This window comes from Pseudomonas sp. WC2401 (genome assembly GCF_041200115.1).
Taxonomy (GTDB): Bacteria; Pseudomonadota; Gammaproteobacteria; order Pseudomonadales; family Pseudomonadaceae; genus Aquipseudomonas; species Aquipseudomonas fragi.
This window is the reverse complement of record NZ_CP165623.1, coordinates 1747206-1762095: the sequence shown is the minus strand read 5'-3', so window position 1 is coordinate 1762095 and position 14890 is coordinate 1747206. Positions and strand designations below refer to the sequence as shown.

15 protein-coding genes are annotated in these 14890 nt (G+C 57.4%); 10 read left to right on the top strand and 5 right to left on the bottom strand.

Annotation, left to right across the window (positions count from 1 at the left end; genetic code table 11):
- Positions 1 to 63: 63 nt before the first annotated feature.
- Positions 64 to 1281 (bottom strand): argininosuccinate synthase, encoded by a 1218-nt coding sequence (locus AB3G35_RS08015; RefSeq protein WP_016779698.1) that lies wholly within the window; start codon positions 1279 to 1281, stop codon positions 64 to 66.
- A gap of 127 nt (positions 1282 to 1408) precedes the next feature.
- Positions 1409 to 2314, bottom strand: coding sequence for an OmpA family protein (locus AB3G35_RS08010; RefSeq protein WP_369782471.1), 906 nt, complete (start codon positions 2312 to 2314; stop codon positions 1409 to 1411).
- Positions 2315 to 2469: 155 nt separating this feature from the next.
- Here AB3G35_RS08010 and pyrC point away from each other — a divergent pair, with 155 nt between their 5' ends.
- Both pyrC and rnt read left to right on the top strand, forming a co-directional pair.
- The gene (gene pyrC / locus AB3G35_RS08005; RefSeq protein ID WP_106116219.1) at positions 2470 to 3516 is read left to right on the top strand and encodes a dihydroorotase; all 1047 of its coding nucleotides are present in this window, start codon (positions 2470 to 2472) and stop codon (positions 3514 to 3516) included.
- Entirely contained in the window at positions 3513 to 4187 is a 675-nt protein-coding gene (gene rnt / locus AB3G35_RS08000; RefSeq protein WP_016779695.1) for a ribonuclease T, read from the top strand. The genes pyrC and rnt overlap by 4 nt, the downstream gene beginning before the upstream one ends.
- 77 nt (positions 4188 to 4264) lie before the next feature.
- On the opposite strand, the gene AB3G35_RS07995 is transcribed toward rnt, so the two are convergent.
- Positions 4265 to 4867, bottom strand: a complete 603-nt coding sequence (locus AB3G35_RS07995) for a peroxiredoxin (protein ID WP_016779694.1) — start codon at positions 4865 to 4867, stop codon at positions 4265 to 4267.
- Between the two features lie 219 nt (positions 4868 to 5086).
- On the opposite strand from AB3G35_RS07995, the gene AB3G35_RS07990 reads away from it, so the two are divergent.
- The gene (locus AB3G35_RS07990) at positions 5087 to 5305 is read left to right on the top strand and encodes a bacterioferritin-associated ferredoxin (protein ID WP_016779693.1); all 219 of its coding nucleotides are present in this window, start codon (positions 5087 to 5089) and stop codon (positions 5303 to 5305) included.
- Positions 5306 to 5503: 198 nt separating this feature from the next.
- On the top strand, positions 5504 to 5974 hold the full coding sequence (gene bfr, locus AB3G35_RS07985; protein ID WP_016779692.1) for a bacterioferritin: 471 nt from the start codon (positions 5504 to 5506) through the stop codon (positions 5972 to 5974).
- A 91-nt stretch (positions 5975 to 6065) separates the two neighbouring features.
- Here the strand turns inward: bfr and grxD are convergent, their stop codons facing one another.
- Entirely contained in the window at positions 6066 to 6407 is a 342-nt protein-coding gene (gene grxD / locus AB3G35_RS07980) for a Grx4 family monothiol glutaredoxin (protein ID WP_016779691.1), read from the bottom strand.
- A 389-nt stretch (positions 6408 to 6796) separates the two neighbouring features.
- Between grxD and argF the strand changes: the two genes are divergently transcribed.
- Together argF and AB3G35_RS07970 are read left to right on the top strand one after the other, a co-directional pair.
- A complete protein-coding gene (gene argF, locus AB3G35_RS07975; RefSeq protein WP_029611270.1) occupies positions 6797 to 7717 on the top strand; it encodes an ornithine carbamoyltransferase in 921 nt (306 codons plus the stop codon).
- Positions 7714 to 8823, top strand: a complete 1110-nt coding sequence (locus tag AB3G35_RS07970; protein WP_083369802.1) for an ABC transporter ATP-binding protein — start codon at positions 7714 to 7716, stop codon at positions 8821 to 8823. The genes argF and AB3G35_RS07970 overlap by 4 nt, the downstream gene beginning before the upstream one ends.
- 16 nt (positions 8824 to 8839) lie before the next feature.
- Here AB3G35_RS07970 and ybaK read toward each other — a convergent pair whose 3' ends face one another.
- Entirely contained in the window at positions 8840 to 9310 is a 471-nt protein-coding gene (ybaK, locus tag AB3G35_RS07965) for a Cys-tRNA(Pro) deacylase (protein ID WP_106116221.1), read from the bottom strand.
- Positions 9311 to 9679: 369 nt separating this feature from the next.
- Here ybaK and AB3G35_RS07960 point away from each other — a divergent pair, with 369 nt between their 5' ends.
- The 4 genes from AB3G35_RS07960 to glpD all read left to right on the top strand — a co-directional run bounded on the left by AB3G35_RS07960 (position 9680) and on the right by glpD (position 14818).
- On the top strand, positions 9680 to 10531 hold the full coding sequence (locus AB3G35_RS07960) for an MIP/aquaporin family protein (RefSeq protein WP_016779688.1): 852 nt from the start codon (positions 9680 to 9682) through the stop codon (positions 10529 to 10531).
- An 89-nt stretch (positions 10532 to 10620) separates the two neighbouring features.
- The gene (glpK, locus tag AB3G35_RS07955) at positions 10621 to 12126 is read left to right on the top strand and encodes a glycerol kinase GlpK (RefSeq protein WP_016779687.1); all 1506 of its coding nucleotides are present in this window, start codon (positions 10621 to 10623) and stop codon (positions 12124 to 12126) included.
- A 124-nt stretch (positions 12127 to 12250) separates the two neighbouring features.
- On the top strand, positions 12251 to 13006 hold the full coding sequence (locus tag AB3G35_RS07950) for a DeoR family transcriptional regulator (RefSeq protein ID WP_016779686.1): 756 nt from the start codon (positions 12251 to 12253) through the stop codon (positions 13004 to 13006).
- Positions 13007 to 13279: 273 nt separating this feature from the next.
- The gene (glpD, locus tag AB3G35_RS07945) at positions 13280 to 14818 is read left to right on the top strand and encodes a glycerol-3-phosphate dehydrogenase (RefSeq protein ID WP_106116222.1); all 1539 of its coding nucleotides are present in this window, start codon (positions 13280 to 13282) and stop codon (positions 14816 to 14818) included.
- Positions 14819 to 14890: the final 72 nt, after the last annotated feature.

The following is a 14890-nucleotide window of genomic DNA, read 5'->3' as shown; positions in this document are numbered from 1 at the left end:
GCCGCAATTCCAGGCAAAAAAAACCCCGGCCAATTGGCCGGGGTTTTTCTGTACGGGCGCGAATCAGAACAACTTGCGGCCTTTGTTTGCAGCAATGCGCATGCGCAATGCATTCAACTTGATAAAGCCGGCTGCGTCAGCCTGGTTGTAAGCGCCGCCGTCCTCTTCAAAGGTTGCGATGTTGGCATCAAACAACGACTCATCAGACTTGCGACCGGTAACAATCACATTACCTTTGTACAACTTGAGGCGAACAACACCGTTAACGTGAACCTGGGAAGCATCAATCATCTGCTGCAGCATGATGCGCTCAGGGCTCCACCAGTAGCCGGTGTAGATCAGGCTGGCGTACTTGGGCATCAACTCGTCTTTCAAGTGAGCCACTTCACGGTCCAGAGTAATCGACTCAATGGCGCGGTGAGCACGCAGCATGATGGTGCCGCCCGGGGTTTCGTAGCAACCACGGGACTTCATGCCGACATAACGGTTCTCAACGATGTCGAGGCGGCCGATGCCGTGTTCGCCACCAATGCGGTTCAACGTTGCCAAAACAGTCGCAGGTGTCATCTCAACACCGTCCAGCGCAACGATGTCGCCGTTACGGTAGGTCAGTTCCAGGTACTGCGGCTTGTCAGGAGCGTTCTCTGGAGAGACGGTCCACTTCCACATGTCTTCTTCGTGCTCGGTCCAGGTGTCTTCCAGCACACCGCCCTCGTAGGAGATGTGCAGCAAGTTGGCATCCATCGAGTACGGGGATTTTTTCTTGCCGTGACGCTCGATCGGGATTGCATGCTTTTCAGCGTAATCCATCAGCTTTTCACGCGAGAGCAAGTCCCACTCACGCCAAGGAGCAATCACCTTCACCCCTGGTTTCAATGCATAAGCGCCCAGTTCGAAACGAACCTGGTCATTACCTTTACCCGTTGCACCGTGGGAAATGGCATCTGCGCCTGTTTCGTTGGCGATTTCAATCAGGCGCTTGGCAATCAGCGGACGTGCAATGGAAGTACCCAGCAGGTACTCGCCTTCGTAAACGGTGTTGGCGCGGAACATCGGGAAAACGAAGTCACGAACAAACTCTTCGCGCAGGTCATCAATGTAGATTTCCTTGACGCCCATGGCTTGCGCCTTGGCGCGTGCAGGTTCGACCTCTTCACCCTGACCCAGGTCAGCAGTAAAGGTTACGACTTCACAGTTATAAGTATCCTGCAGCCACTTCAGGATCACCGAAGTGTCCAGGCCGCCCGAATAAGCCAGAACGACCTTGTTTACGTCCGCCATGCCATCACTCCACGGGTTGTTCGAAAAGCCGAACAGTCTACCGCCCATATCCATGAATTTACAGAGGCGCGACAGCTTAAGACGACAAAGCGACAGTTTATATCAAAGACGCGACGAGGCCGCTGCCTCAGGAAATGGCCGCAGGGTTACTGACGCCTACAGAAGGCGCAGCTTTTTCAGGCACTGGTAACCGCTCCAGCCGGACGCTAACCCGGCGATTTTTCGCACGGTTTGCCCGGCTGGTATTCGCCGCCAAGGGGTATTGCTCACCGTGGAAGCGCACCGTGATCTGCGATTCCTGCAGGCCGTTCTGCCTGAAATACTCCATAACCGCCAATGCCCGGCGTCGTGACAGTTCACGATTGGTCAGGCGATTGCCCTGGTTATCGGAATACCCGTCGAGAATGACATGGTTGACGCCAGGGTCTGCCTTCAAATAGTCGACCATGACCTGCAAGTTGGCCCGGGCCTGCGCGTCCAGTTCGGTCCCGCCTCCGGGGAAACCGATCTGGCTTTGTCTGACCTGCTCAAAGTTTTTTGGTAACAGTTTGGCGGTACAGGCCTCGTAATCGCCGTAAGCCTGGCGAAACCTGGCAGGCAGCAGGCGTACTTCCGAGACATTACCCTCACGGGAGTAATGCCTGACCAAAGGGCTGCGCCCCTCAATCAAACCGCGAAACAAATTGGCGGCCTGGGCCTGTGAACTGTTGAAAAGCACTTGCCCACGACCAATGCGCACCGAGCCCAGGTCAATATCGCCACGGCCCGGCTGCCACGGCGCGGCGGCGGCCAAGAGCTTGGCAGAGCCCTCGCCCAACATGCCGTTGTAGGTATTAAGACGAAACACAGCCTGCTCGCCTGCACGTCTTACAAAAGCGCCAGAACCAAAATCGGTGATGGGCTGAATCAGACGGCACTCGAACTTGTCACCTTCCACTTTCCATTCGATATTCTCCAACCGCGTCTGAAAAGTCAGGGCCGTGGCCGGCAGGCTGGCAAACATACTGAGCAGGATGAGATAACACTGGCGCACGGGAGGCTCCACAGGCTTGTACTGCAAAAAAACAGGCCACAGATTTACGGCATACTCATCAGCTATCGGTCAGCAATCACAAAACTTGATAGCGAGTGCCTGACAGAGTCTTTTCCGGTAGCATTCACTTCAGTTCGACCCGCCTGGAATCCCCAATGTCTGACCGCCTGACCCTGCTGCGTCCCGACGACTGGCATATACATCTTCGCGATGGTGCCGTGTTGCCTCACACTGTCGCGGATGTAGCGCGCACTTTTGGCCGCGCCATCATCATGCCAAACCTGGTACCTCCGGTGCGTAATGCTGCCGAGGCCGACGCTTATCGCCAGCGCATCCTCGCTGCTCGCCCCGCCGGCAGCAGCTTCGAGCCGCTGATGGTGCTGTACCTCACCGACCGTACCCAGCCAGAAGACATTCGCACGGCCAAGGCCAGCGGATTCGTCCATGCTGCCAAGCTGTATCCGGCAGGGGCAACGACCAACTCCGACTCCGGTGTAACCAGCATCGATGCGATCTTCCCGGTTCTGGAGGTCATGGCTGAAGTCGGCATGCCTTTGCTGATCCACGGTGAAGTCACCCGCGCCGGCGTAGACGTCTTTGACCGCGAAAAGATCTTCATCGACGAGCATATGCGCCGCGTTGTAGAGCGTTTCCCAACACTGAAAGTCGTGTTTGAGCACATCACCACCGCGGACGCGGTGCAGTTCGTCAACGAGGCTTCGGCCAACGTCGGCGCAACCATTACCGCTCATCACCTGCTGTACAACCGCAATCACATGCTGGTTGGCGGCATTCGTCCGCACTTCTACTGCCTGCCGATCCTCAAGCGCAACACCCATCAGGAAGCCCTGCTGGATGCGGCCACCAGCGGCAGCGCGAAGTTCTTCCTGGGCACCGACTCGGCACCTCACGCCCAGCATGCCAAGGAAGCCGCGTGCGGTTGCGCCGGTTGCTATACCGCCTACGCCGCCATCGAGATGTATGCCGAAGCTTTCGAACAGCGCAATGCGCTGGACAAACTGGAAGCCTTTGCCAGCTTGAATGGCCCGCGCTTCTACGGTCTGCCCGTCAGCACCGAACACATCACCCTGGTTCGCCAGGAGTGGACTGCCCCAACCAGCCTGCCTTTCGGCGCGCTGACCGTAATTCCGCTGCGCGCCGGTGAAACACTGCGCTGGCGCCTGCTGGAGGAACAGCTGTGAGTGACGACCATTATGATGACGAACACGAAGGCGGCCACGGCGGCGGACCACGCCACCCGATGGCAGAGCGCTTTCGCGGTTATCTGCCGGTCGTAATCGATGTTGAAACCGGCGGTTTCAACAGCGCTACCGATGCCTTGCTGGAAATTGCTGCCGTCACGATCGGCATGGACGAAAGAGGCTTCGTGTTCCCCGAGCACACCTACTTCCACCGTGTAGAGCCGTTTGAAGGCGCCAATATCGAAGCCGCCGCCCTGGAGTTCACCGGGATCAAGCTCGATCACCCGCTGCGCATGGCCGTCAGTGAAGAGACCGCCCTGACCGATATCTTCCGCGGTGTACGCAAGGCCCTGAAAGCCAATGGCTGCAAACGCGCCATCCTGGTGGGCCATAACAGCAGCTTCGACCTGGGCTTCCTGAATGCCGCTGTCGCGCGCCTGGACATGAAGCGCAACCCGTTCCACCCGTTCTCCAGCTTCGACACCGCGACCCTGGCTGGCCTGGCCTATGGCCAGACCGTCCTGGCAAAAGCCTGCCAGGCCGCCGACATCGATTTTGATGGACGTGAGGCACACTCGGCACGTTACGACACCGAGAAAACCGCCGAGCTGTTCTGTGGCATCGTCAACAGCTGGAAACAAATGGGCGGCTGGAAAGACTTCAACGACTGATCCTGTCGTAAAGGCTTACAGCGCAGCATAAAAAAACCGGACACTGGGTCCGGTTTTTTTATGCCTGAAACTGACGATTACAGCTGGTCAGCATTCTCGGTCAGGTAAGCAGCAACGCCTGCAGTCGAAGCAGTCATGCCCTTGTCACCTTTTTTCCAGTTGGCCGGGCAAACTTCGCCGTGCTCTTCGTGGAATTGCAGGGCATCAACCAGACGCAGCAGTTCGTCCATGTTGCGGCCCAGTGGCAGGTCATTGACGATCTGTGAGCGTACAACGCCCTTGTCGTCGATCAGGAACGCGCCGCGCAGTGCAACGCCGCCTTCGGTTTCAACGTCGTAAGCCTTGCAGATGGCGTGGTTGATGTCGGCAGCCATGGTGTATTTCACCTGGCCGATGCCGCCATTGTTCACCGGGGTGTTGCGCCATGCGTTGTGAGTGAAATGGGAGTCGATCGACACGGCAACCACTTCAACGTTACGCGCCTGGAAATCAGGGATGCGGTGATCCAGAGCGATCAGCTCGGACGGGCAAACGAAAGTGAAGTCCAGCGGGTAGAAGAACACCAGGCCATATTTGCCTTTGATGGCGGTGGACAGCGTGAAGCCGTCAACGATTTCGCCATTGCCAAGTACGGCGGCGACGGTGAAGTCTGGGGCTTGTTTGCCTACGAGTACGCTCATTGGATATCTCCTGGTGTGCTGCATGAAAATGACCGGCCATCATACACCGCTCGTCGGATCGGGCCTTAACCCTTTTTCAGGGTCCAAAAACCCGACACTCCAGACCGTTCGTCAGCACAGTGCGCAAGACCTTCAATTGAGACTCAAGGTACTTTGACAATCATTCTCGTTAACATTAAGATCTGCTCATTGAATCCCAACCAGCGATGGTTCTTATTTATGTACGTTTGCCTTTGCACTGGCGTCACCGATGGAAAAATCCGCGACGCAATCTACGACGGTTGCTGCAGCTACCGGGAAGTGCGCGAAGCGACAGGTGTTGCCAGCCAATGCGGCAAATGTGCCTGCCTGGCCAAGCAAGTGGTTCGTGAAACCCTCTCCTCGCTGCAAGCCAGCCAGGCCGTGATGAGTTTCCCGGCAGAATTTTCAGTCGCCTGATTAACGAATTCCAAAGAACCGGACATAGCGTCCGGTTTTTTTATGCCCAAAATTCAAGTGCTTAGCTTCAAGACGCGGAACACAAACATTCTTATTCCGATTAATTTTCATTTATTATTCAAATACTTAGGTTTGACAGTCTGCCAGGTGCGGATCAAACTCTGCCCTATATACAGTTAATTAAGGCAGGCCCCAGCCATGAAAGGCGACATTTCAGTTATTCAGCACCTCAACAAAATTCTCGGCAACGAACTGGTGGCAATCAACCAATACTTCCTGCATGCCCGCATGTATCAGGATTGGGGCCTGGAGAAGTTGGGCGCGCATGAGTACCACGAGTCCATCGACGAGATGAAACACGCGGACAAGCTGATCAAACGCATCCTGTTCCTGGAAGGCCTGCCAAACGTACAGGACCTGGGCAAGCTGCATATCGGCGAGCACACCAAGGAAATGCTGGAGTGTGACCTGCGCATCGAGAAGACCGGCCATGCCGACCTCAAGGCCGCCATTGCCCATTGTGAAGTTGTCGGTGACTTTGGCAGCCGCGAAATGCTCGAAGATATTCTTGAGTCGGAAGAAGAACATATCGACTGGCTGGAAACCCAGTTGGGCCTGATCGACAAAGTGGGTATTGAGAATTACCTGCAATCGCAAATGGGTGAGTAACTAATCCCCATTAAAAAGCCCCGCCCTGTTTATCACAGAGGCGGGGCTTTTTTATGCGTGTTACATAAAGACTGTAACTACGCGACTGATATCAAGCTTCAGTCTTGTTTGCAGCGGCTTTCTCGACAGCTTCTTTGATCAGAGCCTGCAAAGAACCATCGGCGGCCATTTCAGCCATGATGTCGCTACCGCCAACCAACTCACCACCTACCCACAGTTGCGGGAACGTCGGCCAGTTGGCGTACTTTGGCAGGTTGGCGCGGATTTCCGGGTTCTGCAGGATGTCCACGTAAGCGAACTTCTCGCCACAGCCCATCACTGCCTGAGCAGCCTTGGCCGAAAAGCCGCACTGCGGGGCATTCGGGGAGCCTTTCATGTAGAGCAGAATGGTGTTGTTGGCAATCTGGTCTTTAATAGTTTCGATGATATCCATGGAGCACCTCGGCTGAACTTTCCGACGCAGATGTCGGCACGGTGGCGCATTGTAACGGAAAGCCGAGCGTCACGCTCGGTCTCCCCGACAGACAATAGTCTGCCCCTCATCACTCTACAAATCCCCCCTCGCAATTGCCAAGCAGCGCTGCGGCAGTGTACAAATGGGCAGCTGAGGTAAGGCAAACTGCCTGATGTGGCTGATGCAGCGCAAGACCCGCTCACACCTCTCAACACATGACCCTTGTTGGCAAGACGCGACATTTCCTTATAAGATCGCGCCTTCCCCTATTTCGTCGCCGCGTGCGGCTTTCGCCGCAGATCTCGCCCGTTTTTCCGAAAACTCCGGCTTTGAGCATCTGCGATCGTTGCAATAAAAGGTAGTTAATGATGAGCGCAAGGCACTTTCTCTCCCTGATGGATTGCACTCCCGAAGAGCTAGTCAGCGTGATTCGTCGCGGTATCGAGCTGAAGGACCTGCGCCAGCGCAGCGTGCTGTTCGAACCTCTGAAAGGTCGCGTACTGGGCATGATTTTCGAAAAGTCATCAACCCGTACCCGCCTGTCATTTGAAGCCGGCATGATCCAGCTCGGTGGCCAGGCCATTTTCCTCTCGCCTCGCGATACCCAGCTTGGCCGCGGCGAGCCGATCGGCGATTGCGCCATCGTGATGTCGCGCATGCTCGACGCCGTCATGATCCGCACCTTCGCCCACAGCACCCTGACCGAGTTTGCGGCCAATTCCCGCGTACCGGTTATCAATGGTCTGTCGGATGATCTGCACCCATGCCAGTTACTGGCCGACATGCAAACCTTCCTTGAGCACCGCGGATCGATCAAAGGCAAAACCGTTGCCTGGATCGGCGACGGCAACAACATGTGCAACAGCTATATAGAGGCCGCCATCCAGTTTGACTTCAACCTGCGTGTGGCCTGCCCCGAAGGCTATGAGCCCAACCCCGAATTCGTGGCCCTGGCAGGCGAGCGCGTAACCATTGTGCGCGACCCGCGTGATGCCGTGATTGGCGCTCATCTGGTCAGCACTGACGTGTGGACATCGATGGGCCAGGAAGAAGAAACCGCCAAGCGCCTTGAGTTGTTCGCTCCCTACCAGGTCAACCGCGCCCTGCTCGACCTGGCGGCCGACGATGTGCTGTTCATGCACTGCCTGCCGGCGCACCGTGGCGAAGAGATCAGCCTCGACCTGCTGGACGACCCACGCTCCGTGGCTTGGGACCAGGCCGAAAACCGCCTGCATGCGCAGAAAGCGCTGCTCGAATTCCTTGTCCAACCGGCGTACCAACCCGCATGAGTCAGCCGCTATTGCTTAACCTTCGTGATCTGGCCTGTGGTTATCAGGGCCAGAGCGTGGTGCAGAACCTCAACCTGCACCTCAATGCCGGCGATATTGGCTGTCTGCTGGGCTCGTCGGGCTGTGGCAAAACCACTACCTTGCGCGCTATTGCCGGTTTTGAACCCGTACACCAGGGCGAAATCAGCCTGGCAGGCGAAGTGATCTCCAGCGCCGGCTTCACCTTGGCACCCGAGAAGCGCCGTATCGGTATGGTGTTTCAGGACTACGCCCTGTTCCCGCACCTGAGCGTGGCTGACAACATTGCCTTCGGCATTCGCAAGCATCCGAACAAAGACCGGGTGACCGAAGAGCTGCTTGAGCTGGTCAACCTCAAAAACCTCGGCAAGCGCTTCCCCCACGAGTTATCCGGTGGCCAGCAACAACGCGTTGCCCTCGCCCGCGCCCTGGCGCCCGAGCCGCAACTGTTGTTGCTGGATGAGCCGTTCTCCAACCTGGATGGCGAGCTGCGCCGCAAGCTCAGCCACGAAGTGCGCGATATCCTGAAAGCCCGTGGCACCAGTGCCATTTTGGTGACCCACGATCAGGAAGAAGCCTTCGCTGTCAGCGACCATGTTGGCGTGTTCAAGGAAGGCCGTCTTGAGCAGTGGGATACGCCCTACAACCTCTACCATGAACCTCAGACGCCCTTTGTGGCGAGCTTTATCGGCCAAGGCTACTTTATTCGCGGTCAGTTGCTCACACCCGAGTCGGTACAAACTGAACTGGGGGTCTTGCGTGGCAACCGTGCCTACACCTGGCCAACGGGCGGTGCAGTGGATGTATTGCTGCGCCCGGACGATATCGTCTACGCACCCGACAGCGATTTGAAAGCGCGGATCATCGGCAAGACCTTCCTCGGCGCGTCGACCCTGTATCGCCTGCAACTGCCCACAGGCAGCCAGCTGGAGTCGATTTTCCCGAGCCATGCCGACCACTTGCCGGGAACGGACGTAGGCATTCGCGTGGCCGCCGAGCACCTGGTCATGTTTCAAACCAGCGGCAGCATCGCGGCGCAAATTCCTCAATCCGAATCAGGTGTAAGGCGTTTCAGCGCAGCGCATTAAAAACCAGTGGTAGCGCTTACGCCCTGCCTACTTCTGCGAACGTTGCCTGCGTGTGCTCTGCCAGCACCGCAGGCGCCAGTTCCACCTCAAGCCCGCGTCGTCCGGCGCTGACATAAATAGTCGAAAAGCCCTCGGCACTTTTATCAATAAAAGTACGCAGGCGCTTCTTTTGCCCCAGCGGGCTGATCCCGCCCAGCAGATACCCGGTTGCTCGCTGAGCAGCCGCAGGGTCGGCCATTTCGACTTTCTTCACCCCGGCAGCATGGGCCAGCGCTTTCAGATCAAGACTTCCGACGACCGGTACAACAGCCACCAGCAACTCGCCCTTTTCACTGCTGGCCAACAGCGTCTTGAACACGTGTGCCGGCTCCAGCCCGAGCTTCTCTGCAGCCTCAAGGCCATAGGAAGCCGCCTTGGGGTCATGTTCATAGCTATGTACCCGATGTTCGGCGCGAACTTTTTTCAGCAGATCCAGCGCAGGCGTCATGGCAGCTCCAGTCTTGAATGAGTGTAGGAAAACCGATGGTCAATTTTAGGCTATTAACCGGTAAAAAGGCGCTGGCACGGGGCTTTGCGGCGTATTTTTAGCTGAAACGTTGCAAGCACGCCTACCAATTTGTAGTGTTTTCTTACATAAAAACCAATACCAAATCACGCTTCTGTAGTCAGAATATGAATGCCCGTTCACTTTCGACCTTTGACAGCAGTGTTTCTTGTCTATATTTTTTCGAATCTGAATATACTCACACGACTTTGCCTGACCGCATAAAATGCCAAAACGCAACGTACGGTCCTGGCTCAGACGCACTGCCACCCTGATTGATGACGTCAAAAAACAACAATAACGAGGTTTTACATGTCGACTGCATCGCAGCACCCCACACTTTCAGGCCAGTGCCTGGCCGAGTTTCTCGGCACCGCACTTTTGATCTTCTTCGGTACCGGTTGCGTTGCAGCCCTCAAGGTCGCGGGCGCAAGTTTTGGCTTATGGGAAATCAGCATCATCTGGGGCATTGGCGTCAGCATGGCGATTTACCTGACGGCAGGCGTTTCCGGGGCACACCTGAACCCGGCAGTCAGCATCGCGCTGTGCCTGTTCACCGACTTTGAAAAACGCAAACTGCCTTTCTACATCCTTGCCCAGGTCGCGGGAGCCTTCTGCGCTGCGGCGTTGGTTTACACGCTCTACAGCAACCTGTTCTTCGATTACGAACAAGCCCACCAAATGGTTCGCGGCAGTCAGGAAAGCCTAGAATTGGCGTCGGTATTCTCCACCTACCCTCACCCATCGCTGACAACCCTGCAGGCCTTCCTCGTCGAGGTCGTGATTACCGCTATCCTTATGGGCGTCATCATGGCCCTGACCGATGACAAGAACGGCTTGCCGCGCGGTGCCCTGGCGCCGTTGCTGATCGGCTTGCTGATCGCGGTCATCGGCAGCTCGATGGGGCCACTGACCGGTTTTGCGATGAACCCTGCGCGTGATTTCGGACCAAAGCTGATGACTTTCTTCGCTGGCTGGGGTCAAGTTTCGTTCACCGGCGGGCGCGATATTCCTTATTTCCTGATTCCGATTTTTGCACCGATTGTTGGCGCCTGCCTGGGCGCAGCGATCTATCGCGGGCTGATTGCCCGCCACTTGCCTGATGTAGCCCCTGCGGCTGCAGCCACCGAGACTGCAGCACAGGTGAAAACCCAGGCATCCTGACACCCGATCATGAAACGGGGCGCCCAAGACCTACTGCCCGTTACTTGTCGGGCGCCCGCAACCTCCCTCATTCTGCAAGGCACTTCCAAATGACCGATATTCAGAATAAGAACTACATTATTGCGCTGGACCAAGGCACCACCAGTTCGCGAGCGATCATCTTTGATCGTGACGCCAACGTGGTGTGTACGGCGCAACGCGAATTCCAGCAGCACTACCCGCAACCGGGCTGGGTCGAACACGACCCGATGGAAATCTTCGCCACCCAAAGCGCGGTCATGGTCGAGGCCCTGGCCCAGGCCGGCCTGCATCACGACCAGGTTGCCGCCATCGGCATTACCAACCAGCGTGAGACCACTGTGGTCTGGGACAAGGAAAGCGGTCGCCCGATCTACAACGCCATCGTCTGGCAGTGCCGTCGCAGTACCGAAATTTGCGAACAGCTCAAGCGCGACGGCCACGAGCAATACATCAGCGACACCACTGGCCTGGTAACCGACCCGTACTTCTCCGGCACCAAACTGAAGTGGATCCTCGACAACGTCGAAGGCAGCCGCGAGCGCGCACGCAAGGGCGAATTGCTGTTCGGCACCGTCGACAGCTGGCTGATCTGGAAATTTACCGGCGGCAAAACCCACGTTACCGACTACACCAACGCCTCACGCACCATGCTCTTCAACATCCATACCCTGGAGTGGGATGCCAAGATGCTGGAGGTGCTGGATATCCCGCGCGAAATGCTGCCGGAAGTGAAGTCGTCTTCCGAAATCTACGGCCGCACCAAAAGCGGTATCGCCATTGGCGGTATTGCCGGCGACCAGCAGGCTGCACTGTTTGGCCAGATGTGCGTCGAGCCGGGCCAGGCCAAAAATACCTACGGCACTGGCTGCTTCCTGCTGATGAACACCGGCGCCAATGCTGTCAAATCGACCCACGGCATGCTGACCACCATCGCCTGCGGCCCACGCGGCGAAGTTGCCTACGCCCTGGAAGGCGCCGTGTTCAACGGCGGTTCCACCGTGCAATGGCTGCGTGACGAACTGAAGATCATCAACGACGCCCACGACACCGAGTACTTCGCCAACAAAGTCAAAGACAGTAACGGCGTGTATCTGGTACCTGCCTTCACCGGCCTCGGCGCTCCCTACTGGGACCCGTATGCCCGTGGCGCGCTGTTCGGCCTGACTCGCGGCGTACGCGTTGATCACATTATTCGTGCAGCACTGGAGTCGATTGCCTACCAGACCCGCGACGTTCTGGACGCCATGCAACAGGATTCCGGTGAACGCCTCAAAGCCCTGCGTGTGGACGGTGGCGCCGTGGCCAACAACTTCCTGATGCAATTCCAGGCCGACATCCTCGGCACTCAGGTTGAGCGCCCACAAATGCGTGAAACCACAGCATTGGGTGCTGCGTACCTGGCCGGTCTGGCCTGCGGTTTCTGGGGCAGCCTGGATGAATTGCGCGGCAAGGCGGTTGTTGAGCGCGAATTCGAACCTGCACTCGACGAAGCCAGCAAAGAGAAGCTCTATGCCGGCTGGAAAAAGGCCGTGAGCCGTACCCGCGACTGGGAACCCCACGAAGAAAGCAACTAAGTACGTGCAATGACAACTGCGGGCGCCCTGGGCGCCCGCAGTTGCTTGAGGCACCTGCGAGTAGCAGGCGGCGCATTCCTGCGGCATCATGGGTGAATTTGCTTCGCCGCCCAAAGGAAACTCCATGAATCTGCCTCCACGCCAACAGCAGATCCTCGAACTCGTTCGCGAGCGCGGTTATGTCAGCATCGAGGAAATGGCCCAGTTGTTCGTTGTCACGCCGCAGACCATTCGCCGAGACATCAACCAACTGGCAGAAGCCGACCTGTTGCGCCGTTACCACGGCGGGGCGGCCTATGACTCCAGCGTTGAAAACACTGCCTACGCCATGCGCGCCGACCAGATGCGCGATGAAAAACGTCGCATCGGCGAAGCCATCGCCGCCCAGATTCCTGACCACGCCTCGATCTTCATCAATATCGGCACCACCACCGAGTCGATTGCCCGGGCGCTGCTCAACCACAGCCACCTGAAAATCATCACCAACAACCTGCATGTTGCGTCGATCCTGAGCGCAAAAGACGATTTCGAAGTGCTGATCGCCGGCGGCAATGTACGCCGCGATGGCGGTATCGTGGGTCAGGCCAGCGTCGACTTTATCAACCAGTTCAAGTTCGATTTCGCCCTGGTGGGTATTAGCGGTATCGATTCCGACGGCAGCCTGCTGGACTTTGACTACCAGGAAGTACGGGTTTCCCAGGCGATTATCGCCAATGCCCGACAAACCATCCTGGCAGCGGACTCCAGCAAGTTTGGCCGCAATGCGATGGTTCGCCTTGGCCCGATCACCCTGATCGATTGCCTGGTCACTGACCAGCCGCCCGTGCCGGAACTAGTGCAACTGCTGGCCCAAAACAAGATCCGCCTGGAAGTGGTGTAAGCCTCCCGCGCCTGCCCCTGTGGGAGCGGGCTTGCTCGAGATGGCATCAGCGCAATCTGACAGGTGAATCGCAGCGCCTGCATCGCGAGCAAGCCCGCTCCCACACAATCAATGCTTTCGCACTAAAATGTTCGAAATTCTTCCTTTAACCCCCCTTCGATGAGTTTTTTCAATCGAAGGGTGCTGGCTGTGCGCGCCTTAATCCGCTAATATTTTCGAAAATGAACATTAATGTTCACATTCAAATATGCGTAAAGAACGCGAGGCCACTCCATGCCCCTGACCACCTTGCCTGCCACTCCCCTCGCTGAGGTCTACGACGTTGCCGTTATTGGCGGCGGAATCAATGGCGTCGGGATTGCGGCAGACGCAGCCGGTCGCGGCCTGTCTGTGTTCCTTTGCGAAAAGGACGACCTGGCCAGCCACACTTCCTCGGCCAGCAGCAAGCTGATCCACGGTGGCCTGCGTTACCTTGAGCATTACGAATTTCGCCTGGTGCGCGAAGCCCTGGCCGAACGCGAAGTGCTGCTGGCCAAGGCCCCGCATATCGTCAAGCCGATGCGTTTTGTCCTGCCGCACCGCCCGCACCTGCGCCCGGCGTGGATGATCCGTGCCGGGTTGTTCCTTTATGACCACCTGGGCAAGCGCGAAAAACTCGCAGGTTCCACCAGCCTCAAGTTCGGCGCCGACAGCCCGTTGAAAGCAGAAATCACCAAAGGCTTTGAATACTCCGATTGCTGGGTAGATGACGCACGCCTGGTAGTACTCAACGCAATGGCTGCGCGAGAAAAAGGCGCCCATGTTCACACCCAGACGCGCTGCGTCGGTGCGCGTCGTAACAAAGGGCTGTGGGAATTGAATCTGGAGCGCGCTGATGGCAGCCTGTTTTCCATTCGCAGCAAAGCCCTGGTCAATGCTGCCGGCCCTTGGGTCGCCAAGTTCATCAAGGACGACCTGAAGCTGGATTCACCGTACGGTATCCGCCTGATCCAGGGCAGCCACCTGATCGTGCCCAAACTGTATGACGCACCCAATGCCTTTATCCTGCAGAACGAAGACCAGCGGATTGTGTTCACCATTCCGTATATGGATCAGTTCACCATCATCGGCACGACCGACCGCGAGTACACCGGCGACCCAGCCAAGGTCAGCATCACCGAGGAAGAAACCGACTACCTGCTCAATGTGGTCAATGCCCACTTCAAGCAGCAAGTGAGTCGCAGCGACATTTTGCGCACCTACTCCGGTGTGCGCCCGCTGTGCAATGACGAGTCCGACAACCCTTCGGCCGTGACCCGCGACTACACCCTCGCATTGTCTGGCGCACAGGGCGAAGCCCCGCTGCTGTCGGTGTTTGGTGGCAAGCTGACCACCTACCGCAAGCTGGCCGAGTCGGCCATGGCCCAACTGACGCCGTACTTTACCCAGATCAAGCCAAGCTGGACCGCCAGCGCCACCCTGCCGGGCGGCGAGAACATGACCACGCCAAAAGCCCTGGGCGAGGCCCTTGTCAGCAAGTACAGCTGGCTGGATGCCGCGATTGCCAAACGCTGGGCAATCACCTATGGCAATCGCTCCTGGAGCTTGCTGGAGGGCGCGCAAAGCCTGAGCGATCTGGGTGAGCACATCGGCAGTGGTCTCTACAGCCGTGAAGTCGACTACCTGTGCAACCAGGAATGGGCGCTGGATGCACAGGACATCCTGTGGCGCCGCACCAAGCTGGGCCTGTTCACCACCGCAGAAGAGCAGGCGCATTTGAGCCAGTACATGGCCACCCTTGACCTGAAACACCGCAAGGTACAGGCCGCTTAAGCCGCGTTTACATGGCCTGCAGGCGTGCACCCGCTCCTGCAGGCCTTCATGGCTCCCCCCCGCATTTCATTC